Consider the following 20,605-nt stretch of genomic DNA (forward strand, 5'->3'; position numbering starts at 1 on the left):
GGACGCCGAGGAGTGCGGACGGCGGGGTGTCGCGCGGAGCGTCGCGGCCCTGGCCCTCGCGGCCGCCGTGCGCCGTGACGACACGGAGCTGGCGCGGGAAGCCCGCGCGGTGCAGGCGCGCATCGGGGCGCGCAGCCGGCGCGCCGGCCTCTCCGGAGCTCACCACCTGACGGTCAGGGAGTCGCAGATCGCCGCCCTGGTCACCCAGGGGCTCGACAACCACGAGGTGGCGAGGGCGCTGCACCTCTCGGTTCGCACGGTCGAGGGCCACGTCTCGCGCATCTACGCCAAGCTCGGCGTCGCGAGCCGGTCCGAGCTCGCCGCCCTCCTCGGCTGACACGCAGGCCGCGCCCGGCCCACCTCACCCGTTCGGGCTAACGGGTGCGTGCGATCCCGGCTCGACGCGGTGGGAACACAGGTGTGACGGCGATGAAACAGGTGTAGTGCCCCATATCGGACAGAACGCCACGCCCCCTAACGTCGGAGCACGACGTCATGCAGGTCGACGCGGACCGACGTACCGCCCCCGACGGGAGGACAGACCCCATGCCGCTCGACTCCTTCTTCACCGATCTGAGGATCGGTGAGATCTCCGCCGAACAGCTCTGGGCTGCGTTCCCGCTCGCCGCTGCCGGCATCGTCGTGTGGAGCCTGTGGCTCTACCGCGTGATCCTGTCGCGCCGTGCCAGCCCGGTCGTCAACGACTTCCGCACCACGACCTCGGTCGTCGTCCCGTCCTTCCACGAGGACCCGGACATCCTCATGCGCTGCTTGCACAGCTGGCTGTCGCAGGAGCCCACCGAGGTCATCATCGTGCTCGACCTCGCCGACACCGAGGCGCAGCAGCGGATCGTGGCGCTCGGGGACCCCCGGGTCCGCGCCGTGATGTTCCGGCACGCAGGCAAGCGGTCGGCCCTCGGCGTCGGGATGCGTCTGGCCACCAGCGAGCTGCTCGTCCTCGTGGACTCGGACACCTCATGGCGCCCCGGCCTGCTCGAGGCCGTCCAGATGCCGTTCGTGGACCCCGGCGTGGGCGGGGTCAGCACCCAGCAGAACGTCTACGAGCGCGGCTCGAGCGTGTGGCGCCGCATCGCCGACTGGCTGGTCGACCTGCGCTACTACGACTACGTCCCGGCGATGGGCGCCGCCGGCGCCGTCGCCTGCCTGTCCGGGCGCACGGCGGCCTACCGCCGCGCGGCCGTCGAGCCCGTGATCGCGAACCTCGAGGACGAGTTCTTCCTCGGCCGACGGTGCATCGCCGGTGACGACGGGCGCCTGACGTGGCTCGTCCTGGCGTCCGGGTACACGACGGTGCACCAGTCGACAGCACGGGCGCTGTCCATGTTCCCCGCGTCGTTCCGGGCCTTCGTCAAGCAGCGCGTCCGGTGGAGCCGGAACTCCTACCGCTGCTACCTGACGGCGATCTACAAGGGGTGGTTGTGGCAGGTGCCGTTCGTCACGAAGATCACCGTGCTGCAGATCCTCCTCACCCCGGTCACGATGGGCCTGACGCTCGGCTACCTGGTCTTCGCCCGCCTCGAGGCGACGCCCGTGAGCATCGCTCTCGCCGTGGGCTGGGTGCTGCTCGGCCGCGGTATCCGCGGCTGGTCGCACCTGAGGAAGCACCCCGGGGAGATCCTCCTGCTGCCGCTCCTCGCGCTGATCGTGATCATGGTGGCGTTGCCGATCAAGCTCTACGCCTTCGTCACCATGAACAAGCAGGGCTGGCTGACCCGGCACGCCGACCAGATGGGCGGCGACGGCCAGACGGCGAGCACGATGCGCCGCGAGGCGTCCGTCCTGCAGGCCCCCGCCGTTCCCGTGACGGCTCGCGAGGCGGAGAAGGTCCCCGCATGAGCCGCCGCCGCGTGCCCCGGCCCTCGTCACGACCCGCCTGTCGCGCCGCGACCGTCGTCGCGCTCGCCGTCGCGCTCGCCTGCACCGCCGCGCCGGCCTCCGCGAGCGAGAGCGCGGACCCGGGGGGCGGCGGGTCGCCGGCGGCCGAGGAGTCCGCCCGCGAGGCCGCGACCGACCGCGCCGCGGCGGACGACGACGCCGCGACGGTCCTCGGCTCTGCCTACCCCGGCAACCCGGTGACGGAGCCTTCGCTGGTCGCTGACGAGGAGGACCGGTTGGCGGACGTCCAGACGGTCGGCCGGATGATCCAGTGGGGCAAGCTCCCGGTGTTCGGCGCGTACCGCCTCAGCACCGGCTCGGCCTACACGCTCGTGCTCACCCGGCGCAGCGAGCCGTACACGCTGTCCGACCTCCTGGAGCTCGCACCCCAGACGTTCGTCCGTGAACCGGACGGCGCCTACCTGCTCTCGGAGAACATCGTCGTGCAGCCCGGAGCCCGGCTCGTGATGAGCAACACGGGGCCGCTGACCATCCGGATGGCGAGCGACACGGACCGCTTCGTCTCGATCGTGAACATGGGCGGCGAGCTCGAGATCGTCGGCACGGCCGCGTCCCCCGTCACGCTGACGAGCTGGAACCGCGACTCCGGGACCGAGGACGAGACCACGCAGGACGGCCGCGCGTACGTGCGCTCCGTCGGCGGCAAGGTGACCCTCGAGGGCACCACCTTCAGCCACCTCGGGTTCTGGAGCGGTCGCACGGGCGGGGTCGCCCTGACGGGCGTCGACCGTCCCAGCGAGGGCGCGCTGGAGGAGTACGGACGTGACCTCGGTGACGCGGTCGCCTCCAACAACGCCGCCAGCGGCCTCGACGTCCCCTTCGGGACGGTGCCGGACGCCAACCCGACGGTGGTGGACCCGACCGTGGTGGACCCGGCCGTGGTGGACCCGACCGTGGTGGACCCGGCCGTGCCGCGCGGCGAGGTGCTCCAGGACGCCACCGCCGGGTCCCCGGTCGAGGGCCTGCTGCCCGCGGGCACCTTGCCGGTGCCGTACACGGACGACGAGGACCCGGAGTACAGCTACGTCTCCGCGAAGGTGGAGGACGTGACCTTCGACGGGAACGCCTTCGGCCTCTTCATCTCGAGCGCCAACGGCGTCGACATCTCCGGCTCGACCATCACCGGGAGCCTCGTGGACGGCCTGACGATGCACCGGTACGTGGTCAACGCGGCCGTCACCGACACGGTCTCGGAGGACAACGCCGGCCACGGGTTCGTGCTCGCCCGCGCGACCACCGGCATCGTGCTGAGCGAGGTCTCCGCGCGCCGCAACAGCGGCAGTGGGATCGTCATCCGCGGCAGCGCCCTGGCGAACGGGCCGAGCGCGACCGGGATGCCGGTGGGCGACTACGGCAACAACTCCGTGAGCAACAGCAGCGCCGACGAGAACGCCCGGTACGGGATCGAGATCATCGGCGGCCGGAACATCAGCCTGAACTCCAACGACGTGACGGCGAACGACATGGGGATCGTCGTCCGCGAGGGCGCCTCCGACATCACGCTCGTCGGCAACCACTTCGAGGACAACGTCCGGCACGCCGTGGCCCTGCGTGACGCTGCCACGGACGTCGAGATTACCGGCAACATCATCTCGGACAGCCCGACCGGGGTGTACGTCCGGGACTCCTCCGCCACCGTCGTGCGGAACACCTTGGACGGTCTGACGAACCACGCCGTGACCGCCATCGGCCTCACACCGGGGACGCTCGTCGAGGCGAACACCGTCTCGGGGCGTGGCCCCAGCGCGGTGGACGTCAAGCGCGCCGAGGGTGCGACCGTGGGCGAGAACGACCTGTCCGACTGGGAGAGCACGAAGCCCTTCTGGACCGCCGTGCGCAACACGCTGCAGCCGCTGACCCTCATGTGGCTCGCGCTGGGGCTCATCGTCATCAGCACCGCGGTCAAGGGGGCTCGCCAACGGCGCGAACGGCGCCACCCCTACCAGGAGCAGGCCAAGATGGCCGACCTCGTCGAGGCACCCGTGGACCTCGGCAGGGCCGAGGACCCGCCGGGCGACGGCGGGAAGCACGCGCGCGGCGGGCGCGAGCTCGTCGATGCCGAGCGGGGCGGACAGTGACCCGGGGCCGCGCGCTGCGGCTGCTCGCGGGGTCGCTCGTGGTCCTGGCAGCGGGCTGCACCTCCCCGGCACCCGAGCCGCCGCCGTCGGACGACGCACGTCCGGAGGCGACGTCGGCGCCGATCGAGCCGGAGGAGAGCCCCGGCGGTGCGCCGGTGCTGGGCGAGGAGGGCGAGCCGGTCTCGCCGTCGCCCGAGCCCAGCGACGACGAGGATGACGAGGACGGCGACCGGGGTCGCCGCCGCGGCCCCGAGCTGCTCTCCGAGCCCTCCCCGTTCCCGGAGTGGATGACGAGGCCGAGCCCCGACGACGGGCTGTGCCCGACGCCGACGGTCCGGGTCTCGGACGCGGACGAGCTGCAGGACGCTCTGGACGACGCGGGCCCCGGCACCGTCATCGGTCTGGCGCCCGGCGTCTACATCGGCAAGTTCGTCACGACGGCGTCCGGCACCGCCGACGCGCCGGCGCGTCTGTGCGGGGAGGCGGACGCCGTCCTCGACGGCGACAACCAGCGCGGCGGGTACGTCCTTCACCTGGACGGTGCGCAGCACTGGGTGCTCAGCGGTTTCACCGTGCGCAACGGCCAGAAGGGCGTGATGGCGGACGGCACGACCGGGACCACCATCAGTGGGCTCACCGTCTACGGCATCGGTGACGAGGGGATCCACCTGCGGGCCCACAGCACGGACAACCTGGTCGCGCACAACACGATCAGCGACACCGGTCGGCGCCGGGAGAAGTTCGGCGAAGGCGTCTACGTGGGCACCGCGAACAGCAACTGGTGCCGGATCACCGACTGCGACCCGGACCTGAGCGACCGCAACCAGGTCATCGGCAACGCGGTCTACGCCGGCACGAGCGAGAGCGTCGACATCAAGGAGGGCACGAGCGACGGGCTCGTCGAGGGCAACCAGTTCGACGGCTCGACCATCACCGGCGCGGACTCGTGGGTCGACGTCAAGGGCAACGACTGGACGATCCGGGACAACGTGGGTCACGGGACCCCGATGGACGGCTTCCAGACGCACGACGTCTACGAGGGTTGGGGCGAGCAGAACGAGTTCCTCGACAACGAGGGCTCCCTGGACGACCCGGAGGGCTTCCTGGTCGCGATGCGCCCGGCGAACGACAACGTCGCCCGCTGCTCCAACCGGTTGCTCGGCGACATCGGAGAGCTCTCGAACGAGCGATGCGTATGACGCCCCACGCCTGCTGAGCGCCGTCGGGCCCTACCGACAACCGCTGCTCCACCCACGACCAGCACCACGCCACCGGACCCACACACCACCGGACCCCACACACCACCGGACCCCACACACCACCAGCAACCGTCGGCGACGCCGCACGGCGGGTCCGCCACACCCTCAGGAGGATCCATGAGCACGATCGCCACCCCTGCCGGGCAGCCGGCCGTCGTCCTGCATCCCCGCCTCACCGTCATCGGCACCGGCTACCTGGGCGCGACCCATGCCGTCTGCATGGCGGCCGTCGGGTACGACGTCCTGGGCGTCGACGTCGACCCCCGCAAGATCGAGGCGCTCAACAACGGTGAGGTCCCCTTCTTCGAGCCCGGGCTGCCGGAGCTGCTGAAGGACGCGCTCGCCAGCGGCCGCCTGCGCTTCACGCAGGACTTCGCCGAGGCCGCCGAGTTCGGTGACGTCCACTTCATCTGCGTCGGCACCCCGCAGGCGAAGGGCTCACCGGCCGCGGACCTGTCCTACGTCCACGCCGCCGTCGAGTCCCTCGCGGTGAACCTGCGCCGCCGGGCGCTCGTCGTCGGCAAGTCGACGGTGCCGATCGGCACCGCCGCCCAGCTGCGCGACCGCATCCATGCCGTCGCCCCCGCCGGCACCGCCGTCGAGCTGGCGTGGAACCCGGAGTTCCTGCGCGAGGGGTACGCCGTCGCGGACACCCTGCAGCCGGACCGCATGGTCTTCGGCGTGGAGTCCCCGTGGGCCGCGGCCCAGCTCGCCGCGGCCTTCGCGCCCGTGGTCGACCGGGGCACGCCCGTCGTGCAGTGCGATCTCGCCACGGCGGAGCTCGTCAAGGTCGCGGCGAACTCGTTCCTCGCCACGAAGATCTCCTACATCAACGCCATGGCGGAGGTCTGCGAGGTCACCGGGGCCGACGTCAACCTCCTGGCCCGGGCGCTGTCCTACGACGAGCGCATCGGCGGCCGCTTCCTCAAGCCCGGGCTGGGCTTCGGTGGCGGCTGCCTGCCCAAGGACATCCGTGCCTTCGCCGCCCGGGCCGCGGAGCTCGGGGTCGGTCAGGCGGTGTCCTTCCTGCACGAGGTCGACGCCATCAACGTCCGTCGACGTCGGCGCACGGTCGACCTGGTCCGCGAGATCTCCGGCGGAAGCCTCACCGGGGTGAAGGTCGCCGCGCTCGGGGCGGCCTTCAAGCCCAACTCCGACGACATCCGTGACGCCCCGGCCCTGGACGTCGCGCGAATGCTGCACCAGGAGGGTGCCGCGGTCCGGGTGTACGACCCGCAGGCGATGGCCAACGCCCGCCGTGCCTATCCGGATCTCAGCTACGCGGACTCGCTGCCGGCGGCCGTGCAGGGCGCCGACGTGGTGGTGCTCCTCACCGAGTGGGAGCAGTTCCGCCACGCCGACCCGGAGATGATGGGCTGGCTCGTCGCGCAGCGGCGGGTCGTCGACGGGCGTCACGCGCTCGACGCCGATGCCTACCGCGCCGCCGGATGGGAGTACCGGGCGCTCGGCCGGCCGGCCACACCGGCCACCGTGGAGCTGGCGACGGCGGCGGCCGACAGCCTCGACCTGTCGAGCCGGATGGACCTCGCTGCGCAGCTGCTGCGGCGACCTGCGGTCGACGCCCTCCGTTGAGCGACCAGGGGCCCGGGTCCGGGCCGGGGCGCCGCACGCGCGGCGTCCGAGGCGGTGGTGGCACGCAGGCCGGTGCCACCACCGCCGTGGCGCTCGTCCTGATCCTCCTCGCCGCCTGCGGCCGACCCGCCGAGCCCGTCCCGACGGCGTCCGACCGGCCGCCCGCGTTGGTCGCCGGGCGCGGTTCGACCCCCACCGGCGTCGATCCTGTCGACATCCCTGGCGCGCCGGTCTTCGCCGACCCGCCACCGGAGGCGTCGGCGCACGGACCCTCCGGGGCCCCGTCGTCCCAGCTCGACGCCCTCCTGCCCACGGGGGACGAGGTCGCGGCGTGGTCGGCGGCCGAGCTGATCGCCTGGGCGGGCCAGCTGGAGGGTGTCACGCTGCCGGCCGCAGGGACATGGCGCTCGCTGACCGTCGGCCTGTTCTTCGCGGCGGACGGCAGCGAGCGGCTCGACCGCATCGAGACGGACCTGAAGGTGGCGACGCCGGAGGCGGTGGACGCCCTCGTCGCCCAGCAGGTGGCGAGCCCGCCGCGCGGCTCGACCGTGCTCGACGTGATCGAGGGCACCGATGAGGACGACGGCCGCCGGACGGTCACGCTCGTCCTGGGGGCGGCGGGCAGCTCGGCGGCCTCCGTCGACGTCGTCGCCGAAGCCGACGGCAGCATGCTCCACGTCCAGGACCTACCCCGCCGTGACGCCGCACGCCCTGACCTGTCCGAGGAGCGGGTCCGCGCCCTCGTCTCGCGCCTGACCGAGGGCGCTCGCCCGCAGGACTGGCAGCTCAGGTTCGCGCGGCTCACGCTCGTCCGTGACCAGCCGCCGATGGTCATGGTCGCGTGGTCGGCGCCGGGACAGGACGTGCCCCGGGCCGTCACGGCCGCGCAGGCGACGTTCGGCCACCTGACGTTCGAACCCGTCCAGGTGAACCAGTACCGGATGACCTCCGACTTCGAGTACCCCGGGGCGGCGACGAGCGGCATGCTCTCGGCCAGCACCGAGAGCGACGGCACCACGCGGGTCGAGCTGGAGGCGCGCGGGTGAGCCCGTGGCCCGCGGGGGTGCCGACAGGCGCTGTCCGATCCTCGCGCGCGGCGCGAACCCCGCGTCAGGCGTCGGCACCGCCGCTGCGCCGCCACCGGATGCCGGCCTCGATGAAGTCGTCGATGTCGCCGTCGAACACCGCGGAGGGGTTGCCGACCTCGTGCTCGGTCCGCAGGTCCTTGACCATCTGGTACGGCTGCAGGACGTAGGAGCGCATCTGGTCGCCCCAGCTCGCCTTGATGTCGCCCGCGAGCTCCTTCTGGGTGGCCTTCTCCTGCGCCTGGCGCAGGAGGAGCAGGCGCGACTGGAGCACGCGCAGCGCGGCGGCCCGGTTCTGGATCTGGCTCTTCTCGTTCTGCATCGACACCACGGTGCCGGTGGGCAGGTGGGTCAGGCGCACGGCGGAGTCCGTCGTGTTGACCGACTGCCCACCCGGCCCGGACGAGCGGAACACGTCGACCTTGAGCTCGTTCTCGGGGATGTCGATGTGGTCGGTCTGCTCGATGAGCGGGACCACCTCGACCGCGGCGAACGACGTCTGGCGGCGCCCCTGGTTGTCGAACGGGGAGATGCGCACGAGGCGGTGCGTCCCGGCCTCGACCGACAGGTTGCCGAACGCGTAGGGCACCTTGACCTCGAAGGTCGCGGACTTCAGGCCGGCCTCCTCGGCGTAGGACGTGTCGAGCACAGCGGTCGGGTACCCGTGGCGCTCGGCCCAGCGCAGGTACATGCGCAGCAGCATCTCGGCGAAGTCGGCGGCGTCGACGCCGCCGGCTCCCGCGCGGATGGTCACGACGGCCTCGCGCGAGTCGTACTCGCCGTTGAGGAGGGTGCGCACCTCGAGCGCACCGAGGTCCCGGCGCAGGCCGGCCAGCTCGGACTCGGCGTCGGCGAGCGTGTCGGCGTCGTCCTCCTCCTGCGCCATCTCCACGAGCGTCTCGAGGTCCTCGAGGCGCTGCTCGAGCTCCGCGATGCGGTCGAGCTCCGACTGCGCGTGCGAGAGGGCGGACGTGACCTTCTGGGCGGCGTCGGCGTCGTCCCACAGGTCCGGCGCGGACGCCTTCTCCGACAGGTCGGCGATGCGGGCGCGCAGGCGCTCGGGGTCGGTCACGGCGCGGATGGTGCCGAGCGTCGAGCGCAGGGCGGCGATCTCGGAGGTGAAGTCGGTGGCTGCCACGACCGTCCAGGCTAGTCGAGCGCGGGAGCGGCGCGATGCGGACGCCCGACCCTAGGATCCTCGGCGGGCGACGAAGCCCCGGCCACGCGGCCGCCCCCGAGCCGAAGACGAGCGAGATGACTGCCTCCACCCACGTCCCCGGGACGGTCGTGCCCGCCACCGAGCCGCTGCACGACGGCTGGTCCCTGCAGGCCGTCGGCGGCCCCGTGCCCGCCGAGCTGCGCGACAGGTCCGTGCCCGCCACGGTCCCGGGCAGCGCGCACACCGACCTCCTCGCCGCCGGGCTCATCCCCGACCCGTACCTGGACCGCAACGAGAGCGCGCTCGTCTGGGCGCACCGCACCGACTGGCGCTACACGACGGCGTTCGCGGCCACGGCGCCGGCGGACGACGAGCGCGTCGACCTGGTCGCCCACGGGCTCGACACGGTCGCGACCGTGGAGCTCAACGGCACCGAGGTCGCCCGCACCGCCAACATGCACCGCAGCTACCGCGTGGACGTGCGCTCGCTGCTGGCCGACGGCGAGAACGCGCTCACCGTGTCCTTCCGCTCCGCGCTCGAGCACGCCGAGGAGGTCGAGCGGCAGCTCGGACGCCGCGACCACGTGTACGACCACCCGTTCAACATGGTCCGCAAGATGGCGTGCTCCTTCGGCTGGGACTGGGGCCCGGACCTGCAGACGGCCGGCATCTGGCGGCCGATCGGGCTCGAGCGGTGGCGCGTGGCGCGCCTCGCGCAGGTCCGCCCGCTCGTCACCGTCGACGGCGCCACGGGCCGCGTGGTCGTGTACGCCACCGTCGAGCGCTCGGGCCTGGGCGACGACGACGTCGACCTCGTCCTGAGCGCCGAGGTCGCCGGGCAGCGCGCGGAGGTCGTCGTGCCCGCGGGGAGCACGGACGGCGTCGTCGAGCTCACGGTGCCCGACGTGGACCTGTGGTGGCCGCGGGGCTACGGGCAGCAGCCGCTGCACGACCTCGTGGTCGAGGTGGCGCGCCCGGGTGGCGAGGTGCTGGCGCGCGTGGAGCGGCGCATCGGCTTCCGCACGGTCGAGGTCGACCAGACGCCGGACGAGCACGGCACGCCCTTCACGCTCGTCGTCAACGGCCGGCCGGTCTTCGTCAAGGGCGCCAACTGGATTCCCGACGACCACTTCCTCACGCGCATCGACCGGGACCGGTACGCGCGGCGCATCGCCCAGGCGACGGACGCCAACATGAACCTGCTGCGCATCTGGGGCGGCGGGATCTACGAGGACCACGACTTCTACGAGCTGTGCGACGAGGCGGGCGTGCTCGTGTGGCAGGACTTCCTCTTCGCGTGCTCGTCGTACGCCGAGGAGGAGCCGATCCGCGGCGAGGTCGAGGCCGAGGCGCGCGAGAACGTCGTCCGCCTCATGCACCACCCGTCGCTCGTGATCTGGAACGGCGCCAACGAGAACGTCTGGGGCTACTGGGACTGGGGCTGGCCGGAGCAGCTCGAGGGCCGCACCTGGGGTCTCGGCTACTACGCGGACCTGTTCCCGGCCGTGCTGGCCGAGCTGGACCCGACGCGGCCGTACTCGCTCAACAGCCCGTTCACGCCGGGCTCGACCGACACCGGGACGCACCCCAACCACCCCGACCACGGCACGCACCACGAGTGGGAGTGCTGGAACCGGCGCGACTACGTCCACTACCGCGACGACGTGCCGCGGTTCTGCTCGGAGTTCGGCTGGCAGGGCCCGGCCACGTGGGCGACTCTCACCCGGTCCGTCCCCGCCGACGCGCTGAGCCAGGAGTCCGAGGCGTTCCTGCTCCACCAGAAGGCCGAGGACGGCAACGGCAAGCTGAACCGCGGCCTCGAGCCGCACCTGCCCGTCCCGGAGGACTTCGAGGACTGGCACTGGGCGACGTCGCTCAACCAGGCGCGTGCGGTCCGGTACGCCGTCGAGCACTACCGCTCGTGGTGGCCGCGCACGGCGGGCAGCGTCGTGTGGCAGCTCAACGACTGCTGGCCGGTCACGTCCTGGGCGGCCGTCGACGGCGACGAGCGGCCCAAGCCGCTCTGGTACGCGCTGCGGGCGGCGTACGCCGACCGCCTGCTCACGGTCCAGCCGCGGGACGGCCGGCTCGTGGTCGTGGCGGTCAACGACACGGACCAGCCGTGGGAGACGACGCTGAAGAGCGCGCGCACGACCTTCTCGGGGGAGGTGCTGGCGGCCGCCGACGGCCCCCTGGTCGTGGCTCCGCGCAGCGCCGTGGCGGTCGCGCTGCCCGACGACGTGCTCGCCGTCGGTGACGAGAGCCGCGAGCTGCTGGCCGTGCGCGCCACGCCGCAGGAGGCGCCGGCGGCGGGCCCGGCCGCTGCGGTCGTGGCGCAGGCGGTGCACACCTGGGCCGAGGACAAGGACCTGGCGCTGGACCCCGAGCCGGTCGAGGTCGCGGTGCAGCCGGGGCCGGGCGGGGCCACGGTGCGGGTGCGAGCGCGCTCGTTCGTCCGGGACCTCGCGCTCCTGGTGGACAAGGTCCACCCCGACGCGCGGGTCGACGACCAGCTCGTCACCCTGCTGGCGGGTCAGGAGGTCGTCCTGGGCGTGCGCGGTCCGGCCGACGCCGACTGGGCGCGCCTCGCGTCGCCGGAGGTCCTGCGGACCGCCAACGCGCTGGTCGGAGGCGCCCGCACGGTGTGAGGCGCGCGGGCGCCCTGCGTCCGGACGGGTGAGGCCGGTGGTCGCGCGACCACCGGCCTCACCCGCGTCTGAGCACGCGAGTTCGTCCCCAAGTCGATCGTAACCAAGTCGTGACCGGCGTCCCGTGTCGGGGCGAAGATGACCGCCGCTACATTGTGGGAACGCTCCAACGTGGGAGCGCACCCACAGCCTTCAAAGGGGATATGGCATGAAGTGGTCTCGATCCCGGCCGGCGAGCTTCCTCGCACTCGGCGCAGCATCCGCCCTCCTCCTCACCGCGTGCAGCGGCGGCGGCGAGGAGCCCGGCGAGGGTGGAGAGGGTGAGGGCGACTCGGACACGGTCGAGCTCTCCATCCACTTCTGGGGCGACATGGGCTTCGCCGACCTCGTCGACCAGTACGAGCAGGAGAACGAGGGCGTCACCGTCAACCTCGTCGAGGGCGAGTTCAACGCCCAGCACGAGGCGCTGCAGCAGCAGCTCATCGCGGGCTCCGGCGCCGCGGACATCGCCGCGATCGACGAGGGCTTCGTCGTCCAGTTCCGCGAGCAGGCCGACAAGTTCGTCAACCTCAACGACTTCGGCGCCGCCGACCTCGAGGACCGCTACCTGCCGTGGAAGTGGCAGCAGTCGCTCTCCCCGGACGGCGCGACCCAGATCGGCCTGGGCACGGACGTCGGCGGCCAGGCCATGTGCTACCGCCACGACCTGTTCGCGGCGGCCGGCCTCCCGTCGGACCGCGCCGAGGTCTCCGCGCTGTGGGACGACGAGGGCTGGGACGGCTTCATCGCCGCCGGCGAGACGTACGTCGCCAACTCGGGCAAGAAGTTCGTCGACAACGCCACCCAGGTGTTCAACCCGATCCTCGCCCAGCAGGAGAACAACTTCTTCTCCGAGGACGAGGAGCTCATGATGGAGCCCGGCCCGAAGGCGGCGTTCGAGCTCACCGAGGAGATCATCGACGCGGGCCTGTCGGCCAACATCGCGGCGTGGTCGGACGAGTGGAACGCGGGCTTCGCCAACGACGCGTTCGCCGTGCTCGGCTGCCCGGCCTGGATGACGGGCCACATCCGCAACCAGGCGCCGGACAAGGAGGGCCTGTGGGACATCGCGGCCATCCCCGGCGGCGGCGGCAACTGGGGCGGCTCGTTCCTCACGCTGCCCGCGCAGGGTGAGAACCACGAGGAGGCCTACAAGCTGATGACGTGGCTCCTCGAGCCCGAGCAGCAGATCGCCGTCTTCGAGCAGGTCGGCAACCTCCCGTCGCAGCCGGCGCTCTACGACGACCCGAAGATCCAGGAGCGTACGGACGAGTTCTTCAACGGCGCGCCGACCGGCCAGATCTTCTCGGCCACCGCGCTCGCGCTCGAGCCGCAGTACCTGGGCAAGCGCAACGGGCCCGTCCGCGTCGCCGTGGAGAACGTCCTGAACGACATCCAGGCGGGCAACATCCAGACCGGTGCCGAGGCGTGGGACCGGGCTGTCGCGGAGGCGGAGGCGGCCTCGCAGGGCTGAACCAGCCCGCGCGTCAGCGAACCTGCTGACCCGCAGCACGCTGGGCGGGGTGGGCGTCGAGCCCGCCCCGCCCAGCGCCGCGGCCGGTCCCGATCGGGGCCGCTCGCGTCCACAGTCCGCCAGCGCCGGTGCCTCGACCGGTCCCCTCAGGAGGTTCCATGTCCGCCACCAGTGGCGCAGGGGCGACGGCCGTCGCACCGCGCACCGGGAGCGAGAGCCGTAGCAGCCGTCCGGTGCAGCCGCCCCAGGAGGGCAGTTCCTGGCACCGCTTCTGGGGGAGGTTCGACCACAAGGTCGTGCCCTACCTGCTGATCTCGCCCTTCTTCATCCTCTTCGCCGTGTTCGGCCTCTTCCCGCTGCTCTACAACGGCGTGGTCGCGTTCCGGAACTGGAGCCTGATCGACCCGGCGAACGACGGCTGGGCCGGCTTCGCCAACTTCGAGCGCCTGATCGGCGACGAGAAGTTCTGGAACGCGCTCGGCAACACCTTCGGGATCTTCATCCTCTCGACCGTGCCGCAGCTGTTCCTCGCGCTCGTCATCGCGGCCCTGCTCAACCGCAAGCTGCGCGCCCAGTCGGTCTTCCGGGTCGGCATCCTGCTGCCCTACGTGACGCCGATCGTGGCCTCGACGCTGGTGTTCGCGTCGATCTTCGCCAAGGACCACGGCCTGGCGAACTGGTTCTTCGGCGTGCTCGGCGTCGAGAGCGAGCTCGGCGGCGGACAGGTGATCCAGGGCTTCGACTGGCGTTCCTCGAAGGCGACCTCCTGGGCCGCGATCGCCATCATGGTCAACTGGAAGTGGGTCGGCTACAACGCCCTGCTCTACCTGTCGGCGATGCAGTCCATCCCGAAGGACGTGTACGAGGCGGCCGCGCTCGACGGCGCCGGGGCCTGGAAGCAGCTGTGGCGCATCACCGTCCCCATGATCCGCCCGATGGTGCTGTTCACGGTCGTGCTGTCGACGATCGGCGGGCTCCAGCTCTTCACCGAGCCGATGCTCTTCGAGCAGAACGCACAGGCCGCGACCGGCGGCACGCGCGGCCAGTGGCAGACCGTCGCCCAGCTCATCTACTACACCGGCTGGAAGCAGCTGAACCTCGGCTACGCCGCCGCGATGTCGTGGGGCCTGTTCCTCATCATCATCGTCATCGCCGGCCTCAACGCCCTCCTCACGAACCGCCTCGGAGGCAAGCGATGACCGCCACCGGACCGTCGACCCTCGGGGTCCGCACCGTCGGGGCCGTCGGCCCCACGACCGTCGCCGGCACGCCCGCGCCGACGCGTCGCAAGGCGGCGCTGCTGGGCCGCTCGCCGCAGGACACGGCCGCGAGCGCGTGGAACTACGTGTTCCTCGTCCTCGCGATCATCGTCTCGGCGTTCCCCGTCTACTGGATGTTCGTCGTCGCGACGGGTACCGACGCCGACCTCGCACGCCCCGCGTACGAGGGACTGATCCCGGGCGACAACTTCCTGCACAACGTCGGGGTCGTGCTGGGCAACATCAGCGAGCAGGGGCGGTCGTACGAGAACGCGCGGTTCGCCGACTCGTTCGTCAACAGCATCATCGTCACGGTCATCGTCACGGCGTCGCTGCTGTTCTTCTGCTCCCTGGCGGGCTTCGCGTTCGCCAAGCTGCGCTTCAAGGGCCGTGACGCGCTCATGGTCGTCGTCATCCTGACGCTGACCATCCCGAACCAGCTGGGCATCGTCGCGCTCTACATCATCATCGCCAAGCTCGGCTGGCAGGGGGAGCTGATCTCGGTCATCGTCCCGGGTCTCGTGAGCGCCTTCGGCGTGTTCTACATGCGCCAGTTCATCCAGGACTCGGTCCCCGACGAACTCATCGAGTCGGCCCGCGTCGACGGGGCCTCGACGTTCCGCGTGTACTGGAACATCGTCCTGCCGATCATCCGGCCGGCCCTGGGCGTCCTCGGTCTCCTCACGGCCGTCGGCACGTGGAACGAGTTCCAGTGGGCGCTCATCGCGCTGGGCTCGAGCGACAACAAGACGATCGGCGTGGCGCTGAGCAACCTGGCGTCGGGCAACTACGTCAAGTACCGCATCGTGCTCGCCGGGTCCTTCCTGGCCACGGTCCCGCTGATCCTGCTGCTGTTCGTGGCGGGCAAGCAGATCGTGCGCGGCATCATGGAGGGCGCGGTCAAGGCCTGACCGCGACCGCACGACCACCGCGACGGCCGGTCCCCTCGGGGGCCGGCCGTCGTCGTGCGGGTGGGTCGTAGGGCTCGGCCCGCCGGTCCGCGCTCCACCGGCGGGAGGCCGCGAGGTCAGTCGGCCCGCGCGGTCGCGGTGGCGGTGAGCGCGATCCCGTCGGACCACGCGGCCGTCACCCAGCTGACGAGCGCAGGGCGGGCGACGGCGCCGAGCGTGACCTCGGCGGTCCGGCCGTCGGGCGACTTCGCGTCCAGCACGGTCAGCCCCTCGAGCCGCACCGCGGCGGGCGACGCCGTCAGGTACTCCTCGACCGACGCGCGAACGCCCGCGCTCGACAGGCGCAGGACGTCGTCGTCGGCGGAGCGTGCGTAGTAGGCCGACTCGTCCAGGGCGTCGGCGGCGTCCAGGGCGGCGAGGTCCGCCAGCGCGAGCAGGCGCTTGCGCTCGAGATGCACCCCGGACGCCGCGACGACGGCCGTCACGAGGAGGAGCGCGAGCGCGCCGAAGGCGATCGACAGGAGCATGATCTGGCCGTCGTCGTCGCCCGGGCGCGTCCGGCTCATCCGACGTCCCGGAACTCGTCCACGACGCCCGTGGCGTCGGCCGTGACGGCCACCGCGAGCGGCACGACGTCGCCCAGCCACGCCGGCACGCCGGGCAGGGGCACCTCGACGACCAGCTCGGCCGTCACCCGCGTGCCGGGGACGAGGCAGGTCTGTGAGCCGCACGCGAGCCGCAGGCCGGTGGTGACGGCCTCGGGGTCGAGGCCCTGGTCGGCCAGGGCGAGCCCGGCGGCGGCGAGCGCGCGCTGGGTGCCGGAGGAGTCGTCGTCAGCGGTGACGAAGGCGCGGACGGCCTCCCGGGCGCCGCCGTCGACGGCGAAGGCCGCGGACTGCAGTCGCCCGAGGACGAGCACGAGGTAGACCGTGGGCACGAGCAGGAGCAGAGCCACGCCCAGGAACTCGACGACGGCGCTCCCGGCGTCGGCCGGGGCCGCGGCCGTGCCGACCCGGGTGCGGAACCTCGCCGCCGCTGCGCGGGCGGCGCGCAGGCAGGTCACGGCGCCTCCTCGAGCGCGTGACCGTCGACGACGAGCGCGCCCGCCGGCCCGAGCGGTCCGAGGACCGGCAGCGCCGCGCTGACCTCGACCCGGACCACGGGCAGGCCGTCGACGGTCGTCGCCTCGGCGACGACGTCCTGGGCCACGCCCGGCGCGAGCGACAGGGCGACGAGCTCCCGGGTGCGCCGGGCCCCGTCCTCGGGGGTGCGGTCGGCCAACGCGCCGTACCGGGCTCCCTCGGCGGCGCAGTCGATGAGCGTGGCGCGCACGTGCAGCGCGAGGGTCAGCTGCAGCACCCCCGCGAACAGGAAGGTGGTCAGCGCCCCGACGAGGACGAAGTCGACGATCGCCGATCCGGCGTCCGCGCGCGCCGCGGCCCGCCGATCAGCCGCCGAACGACGTGACACGCTCGATCGCGGCCTCGAAGACCCCGGCGAGGGCCGGTCCCGCGACCGCCCAGAGGGCGATGACCAGGCCGGCGGTCATGAGCGTCACCAGGACCCAGCCGGGCACGTCGCCCCGGTCCTCGCGCCAGCGGTCGGCGGGGCCGGGTGCGGCGGTCGATGCCGGCGTGAGCGGGTCCGGGTGGGGCGTCGACGGGCTCTGCGGGTGCGGCACGGTTCCTCCGGTGGGTCGTGGCGTGCGGACGTGCGGACGGGGGACGGGCTCGCGCTGTCTCACAGGTGGATGCCTCACAGGTCGAGGCGCAGGGCCGCGAGGCCCGGGAAGACGGCGAAGACCACCGTCACGGGCAGGATGAGGAAGACGACCGGCACCATCATCGCGACCTCCTTGCGGCCGCCGGCCTCCATGAGGGCGCGCCGGCCGGACTCCCTGACGTCCTGCGCCTGGGCACGGAGCACGTCCGCCAGCGGCGTCCCGCGGTCCACGGCGACGGCGACCGCCTCGGCGAACCGGGACAGGCTCGCCAGCCCGGTCCGGTCCGCCATGCGCTCGAGGGCGACGGTCAGCGGGGTCCCGGCGCGCGTCTCGGCGAGCGCGGCCCGCAGCTCCGCGGAGAGCTCACCGCGGGTCGCGCGCGCCACGCGCTCCAGCGCCCCGAGGGCGCCGTCGCCCGCGCCGACGGCGAGGGCGAGCAGCTCGGCGACCGCGGGGAGCTCGGCGAGCATGCGCTCCTCGCGCCGCCGGACCTGCCGGCTCAGCGCCTGGTCCCGGGCGGCGAGGCCGGTGACCGCGGCACACACCACGAGCAGCAGGCCGGCCAGCGGGTGCAGACCGCGTCCGGCGACCAGGGCGAGCGCGAGGACGAGCCCGGCGGCCGCGCCCACGACACCGGCGACCACCTGCTCGGAGCGGAACTGCTCGACGCTCGTCGTCAGCCCGGCGCGCCGCAGTCGGGTGCGCACGTCCGTCGTGGTCGAGCCGAGCCGCTCGACGAGGCGGACGGCGTCGTGCATCACGGGCGAGAGCAGGCGCTCGAGGGCCGGGAACAGCGAGCGGGTCGACGGCTCCTCGAGGAGGCCCGACGTGCCCGCGGGCAGGCGCAGGTACGGCGCCAGGCGCTCGTCCAGCCGCGGACGGCGCCGCGCCTGCCAGCTCGAGACGAGCAGCCACGCGCCGGCCGCCGCCAGGGCCCCGGCCAGGGCGCCCACACCGGGGCTCATCGGAGCACCCGCACGTCCTCGGGCAGGCGCCCAATCCGGACCATCAGCCGGTACGCCACGATCGTGCAGCCACCGCCGAGCGCCAGCACCGCCGCGCCGGCCGGTGTGTCGTAGACCGACGCCGCCTCCGGACGGGTCGAGAGCAGGGCGAGCACGAGCCAGGGGGCGGCGACCGCGAGCCGCGCGGCGTTCACGGTCCAGCCCTGCCGCGCCTCGAGCTCGCCCCGCGTGCGGCTCTCCTCGCGCAGGAACGCCGACAGCGTGCGCAGGAGGCGTCCGAGGTCCGTGCCGCCGACCTCCCGGGTCAGGCGCAGCGCCTCGACGATGCGGTCGGCCACCGGGTCCGCGAGCCGGGCCTTGAGCGCGTCGAGGCTGTCCCCGAAGCGCCCGGTGGCGCGGTGGTCGGCGGCGAACGCGAGGAACGCGGGCCGGAGCTGGACCGGGCCCCGCTCGCCGAGCTGGGCGAGGGCCTCCGGCAGCGAGAGGCCCGCACGGATGCCGGACGCGAGATGGTCCACGACGTCGGGCCACACCGTGCGCAGGGCCGCCCGTCGCCGTCGTGCGCGGGCGTGGACGAGCGCGGTCGGTGCCGCGGCCGCCATCACCGCGAAGCAGGTCGCGACCGCCGGTGACCCCGTCAGCCCGATCCCGAGCAGGAGCACGAGCACGCCGGCCCCGGCGCACACCCCCAGCAGGCCCGCCGGGCTCACGCCGGGCGACCCCGCCTGGACGAGGAGATCGGCGAGCTCGGCCCCCCACCGCGAGCGACGGCGGCGCTGCGGCGCCGGCGAGGTCCAGGCCCACAGCAGCAGGCACAGACCGGCCCCGAGGAGCAGGCCCGCGGCGGTGCCCACGTCAGGCCTCCCCGTCCCGCAGCAGCGCGACGACGTCGATCCCCGCGCGCTGGAACCGCTCGGGGTGCGGCGGGAAGCCGTCGGCGCGCACGAGCGTCTCGTGGCGGGTGTGGAAGATGTCGGTGGTCTCGACGACGCCCGCCTCGACCCGTCCGGGCACGGCGACGACCTCCCGCACGCGCCGGCGGCCCCGGGCGTCCCGGTCGAGGTGCACGACGAGGTCGACGGCGGACGCCACCGTCGGGACGACGAAGGCGCCGGAGACGTTCTCGCCGGCGAGCAGCGGCAGGGTGCACAGCTTGGTGAGCGCCTCGCGGGCGCTGTTCGCGTGGATGGTGCACATCCCCGGCACGCCGGCGTTGAGCGCGATGAGCATGTCGAGGCTCTCCGCCTCGCGGACCTCACCGACGACGATGCGGCTGGGGCGCATGCGCAGCGCCTCCTTGACCAGGCGGCGCAGCGTGATCTCGCCCGTGCCCTCGAGGCTGGGCTGGCGGCACTGGAGCCCGACGACGTCGCGGTGCCCGATCTGGAGCTCGAACACCTCCTCGCAGGTGATGACGCGCTCGCGAGCGGGGATGGAGCCGGCCAGCGCGTTCAGCATGGTCGTCTTGCCGGCCTGGGTGGCGCCCGAGACCAGGACGTTGAGGCCGACGGCCACGCTGGCCGCGAGGAACCGCGCGGCCGCGGGGGTGAGCGAGCCGAGCGCCACGAGGTCGTCCAGGTGGGAGGCGCGGACCACGTACTTGCGGATGTTGAGCGCCCACGCGCTGCGCGTGACGTCCGGGATGACGACGTGCAGGCGCTCGCCACCGGGCAGCGCGGCGTCGACGAACGGGCTCGACAGGTCCAGGCGGCGGCCGGAGACCTTGAGCATCTGCTCGACGAGGTCACGCACCTGCTCCTGCGTGAGGATGGTCGTCGTCAGCTCCGGCTCGCCGCGCCGGGCGACGAACACCTGCTCGGGGGAGTTGACCCAGATCTCCTCGACCTCGTCGTCGTCCAGGTACTGCTGGAGCGGGCCCAGCCCCGCGACGGCGTCGACGACGGCCTTGGACGCGGCGTGCGGGTCCGTCAGGGGCGGGACGTGACCGCGCAGCGAACGGTCGTCGTAGTCGGCGATCGCGTCGCGGACCAGGGCGCGGACGGACGCGGTGTCGCGCAGCGGGTCGATCCCGCGCCGGCGGATGAGCTCGCGGACCTCGAGCTCGAGCTGTGCGACCCCCTCCACGGCACCCCCTGCTCCGCGTACCCGGCTGACGCGCCGCGGCTCCTGACGCTGCCGGTGAGCATAGGGCAGCGAACCACCGCGAATCGCCCCATGTGGACAACTCGTTCGGGTGACCGGCGCGGACGCCGACCTGGCACCCGGGGCGGGTGGTGGTCAGGCGAGGAGGGCGCCGCGGACGAGGTCGAGGGCCCCCTCCGGCGTCAGACGCGACGCAGGACGTCGCGTCGTCCCCGCCAGGTCACTCTCCCGGCGGGGTATCCCTCGGCGGGCGCGCGCGCGGGGTTCGCTTGCGAGGTGCGGGGGCGGGTGCGGAGCCCCGGCCCGGGGGCGGCGGGTCCGGCAGCGGGTCGGTCGGGTCGCCGGGGACCGTCGGGAGCGGCGCGGTGCTCGCGGGCCGGTCCGCTGCGGGG

General features: G+C 73.1%; 18 protein-coding genes. 10 read left to right on the plus strand and 8 right to left on the minus strand.

Going from position 1 to position 20,605, the window contains the following annotated elements; translation table 11 throughout:
* From IDM29_RS05790 to IDM29_RS05815, 6 genes are all read left to right on the plus strand, one after another.
* Positions 1-337 (plus strand): response regulator transcription factor (locus IDM29_RS05790; protein WP_188037293.1); only part of this gene is annotated, 337 nt, incomplete at its 5' end.
* A 209-nt stretch (positions 338-546) separates the two neighbouring features.
* Positions 547-1,857, plus strand: a complete 1,311-nt coding sequence (locus IDM29_RS05795) for a glycosyltransferase (RefSeq protein ID WP_182113438.1) — start codon at positions 547-549, stop codon at positions 1,855-1,857.
* Positions 1,854-3,995, plus strand: a complete 2,142-nt coding sequence (locus IDM29_RS05800) for a right-handed parallel beta-helix repeat-containing protein (RefSeq protein WP_182113439.1) — start codon at positions 1,854-1,856, stop codon at positions 3,993-3,995. Before IDM29_RS05795 ends, IDM29_RS05800 begins: the two co-directional genes overlap by 4 nt.
* A complete protein-coding gene (locus IDM29_RS05805) occupies positions 3,992-5,194 on the plus strand; it encodes a nitrous oxide reductase family maturation protein NosD (RefSeq protein WP_255491796.1) in 1,203 nt (400 codons plus the stop codon). Before IDM29_RS05800 ends, IDM29_RS05805 begins: the two co-directional genes overlap by 4 nt.
* A 177-nt stretch (positions 5,195-5,371) precedes the next feature.
* Entirely contained in the window at positions 5,372-6,847 is a 1,476-nt protein-coding gene (locus tag IDM29_RS05810) for a UDP-glucose/GDP-mannose dehydrogenase family protein (RefSeq protein WP_182113440.1), read from the plus strand.
* 86 nt (positions 6,848-6,933) lie between these two features.
* Positions 6,934-7,893, plus strand: a complete 960-nt coding sequence (locus IDM29_RS05815) for a hypothetical protein (RefSeq protein ID WP_182113441.1) — start codon at positions 6,934-6,936, stop codon at positions 7,891-7,893.
* Between the two features lie 64 nt (positions 7,894-7,957).
* Here IDM29_RS05815 and prfB read toward each other — a convergent pair whose 3' ends face one another.
* A complete protein-coding gene (prfB, locus tag IDM29_RS05820) occupies positions 7,958-9,070 on the minus strand; it encodes a peptide chain release factor 2 (RefSeq protein WP_182113442.1) in 1,113 nt (370 codons plus the stop codon).
* Between the two features lie 116 nt (positions 9,071-9,186).
* Between prfB and IDM29_RS05825 the strand changes: the two genes are divergently transcribed.
* The 4 genes from IDM29_RS05825 to IDM29_RS05840 all read left to right on the plus strand — a co-directional run bounded on the left by IDM29_RS05825 (position 9,187) and on the right by IDM29_RS05840 (position 15,422).
* On the plus strand, positions 9,187-11,739 hold the full coding sequence (locus IDM29_RS05825) for a glycoside hydrolase family 2 protein (protein ID WP_182113443.1): 2,553 nt from the start codon (positions 9,187-9,189) through the stop codon (positions 11,737-11,739).
* Between the two features lie 208 nt (positions 11,740-11,947).
* The gene (locus IDM29_RS05830) at positions 11,948-13,252 is read left to right on the plus strand and encodes an ABC transporter substrate-binding protein (protein ID WP_182113444.1); all 1,305 of its coding nucleotides are present in this window, start codon (positions 11,948-11,950) and stop codon (positions 13,250-13,252) included.
* A gap of 158 nt (positions 13,253-13,410) precedes the next feature.
* Positions 13,411-14,451 carry a carbohydrate ABC transporter permease gene (locus tag IDM29_RS05835; protein WP_182113445.1) on the plus strand — a complete coding sequence of 347 codons (1,041 nt, stop codon included), beginning with the start codon at positions 13,411-13,413 and terminating at the stop codon, positions 14,449-14,451.
* Complete coding sequence (locus tag IDM29_RS05840; RefSeq protein WP_182113446.1) at positions 14,448-15,422, plus strand: carbohydrate ABC transporter permease; 975 nt, start codon at positions 14,448-14,450, stop codon at positions 15,420-15,422. The genes IDM29_RS05835 and IDM29_RS05840 overlap by 4 nt, the downstream gene beginning before the upstream one ends.
* Positions 15,423-15,538: 116 nt before the next feature.
* On the opposite strand, the gene IDM29_RS05845 is transcribed toward IDM29_RS05840, so the two are convergent.
* The 7 genes from IDM29_RS05845 to IDM29_RS05875 all read right to left on the minus strand — a co-directional run bounded on the left by IDM29_RS05845 (position 15,539) and on the right by IDM29_RS05875 (position 20,195).
* Positions 15,539-15,988: a pilus assembly protein TadG-related protein gene (locus IDM29_RS05845; RefSeq protein WP_255491797.1), complete on the minus strand. Its 450-nt coding sequence runs from the start codon at positions 15,986-15,988 to the stop codon at positions 15,539-15,541.
* Positions 15,985-16,485: a pilus assembly protein gene (locus IDM29_RS05850; protein WP_255491798.1), complete on the minus strand. Its 501-nt coding sequence runs from the start codon at positions 16,483-16,485 to the stop codon at positions 15,985-15,987. Before IDM29_RS05850 ends, IDM29_RS05845 begins: the two co-directional genes overlap by 4 nt.
* Positions 16,482-16,892: a TadE/TadG family type IV pilus assembly protein gene (locus IDM29_RS05855; protein WP_182113447.1), complete on the minus strand. Its 411-nt coding sequence runs from the start codon at positions 16,890-16,892 to the stop codon at positions 16,482-16,484. The genes IDM29_RS05850 and IDM29_RS05855 overlap by 4 nt, the downstream gene beginning before the upstream one ends.
* Complete coding sequence (locus IDM29_RS05860) at positions 16,870-17,103, minus strand: hypothetical protein (protein ID WP_182113448.1); 234 nt, start codon at positions 17,101-17,103, stop codon at positions 16,870-16,872. The genes IDM29_RS05855 and IDM29_RS05860 overlap by 23 nt, the downstream gene beginning before the upstream one ends.
* A 74-nt stretch (positions 17,104-17,177) precedes the next feature.
* Complete coding sequence (locus IDM29_RS05865; protein ID WP_182113449.1) at positions 17,178-18,110, minus strand: type II secretion system F family protein; 933 nt, start codon at positions 18,108-18,110, stop codon at positions 17,178-17,180.
* Positions 18,107-18,964: a type II secretion system F family protein gene (locus IDM29_RS05870; RefSeq protein WP_182113450.1), complete on the minus strand. Its 858-nt coding sequence runs from the start codon at positions 18,962-18,964 to the stop codon at positions 18,107-18,109. The genes IDM29_RS05865 and IDM29_RS05870 overlap by 4 nt, the downstream gene beginning before the upstream one ends.
* A 1-nt stretch (position 18,965) precedes the next feature.
* Positions 18,966-20,195 carry a CpaF family protein gene (locus tag IDM29_RS05875; protein WP_182113451.1) on the minus strand — a complete coding sequence of 410 codons (1,230 nt, stop codon included), beginning with the start codon at positions 20,193-20,195 and terminating at the stop codon, positions 18,966-18,968.
* Positions 20,196-20,605 lie beyond the last annotated feature (410 nt).

This window comes from Actinotalea sp. JY-7885 (assembly GCF_014525465.1).
In the GTDB taxonomy this organism is placed as follows: Bacteria; Actinomycetota; Actinomycetes; order Actinomycetales; family Cellulomonadaceae; genus Actinotalea.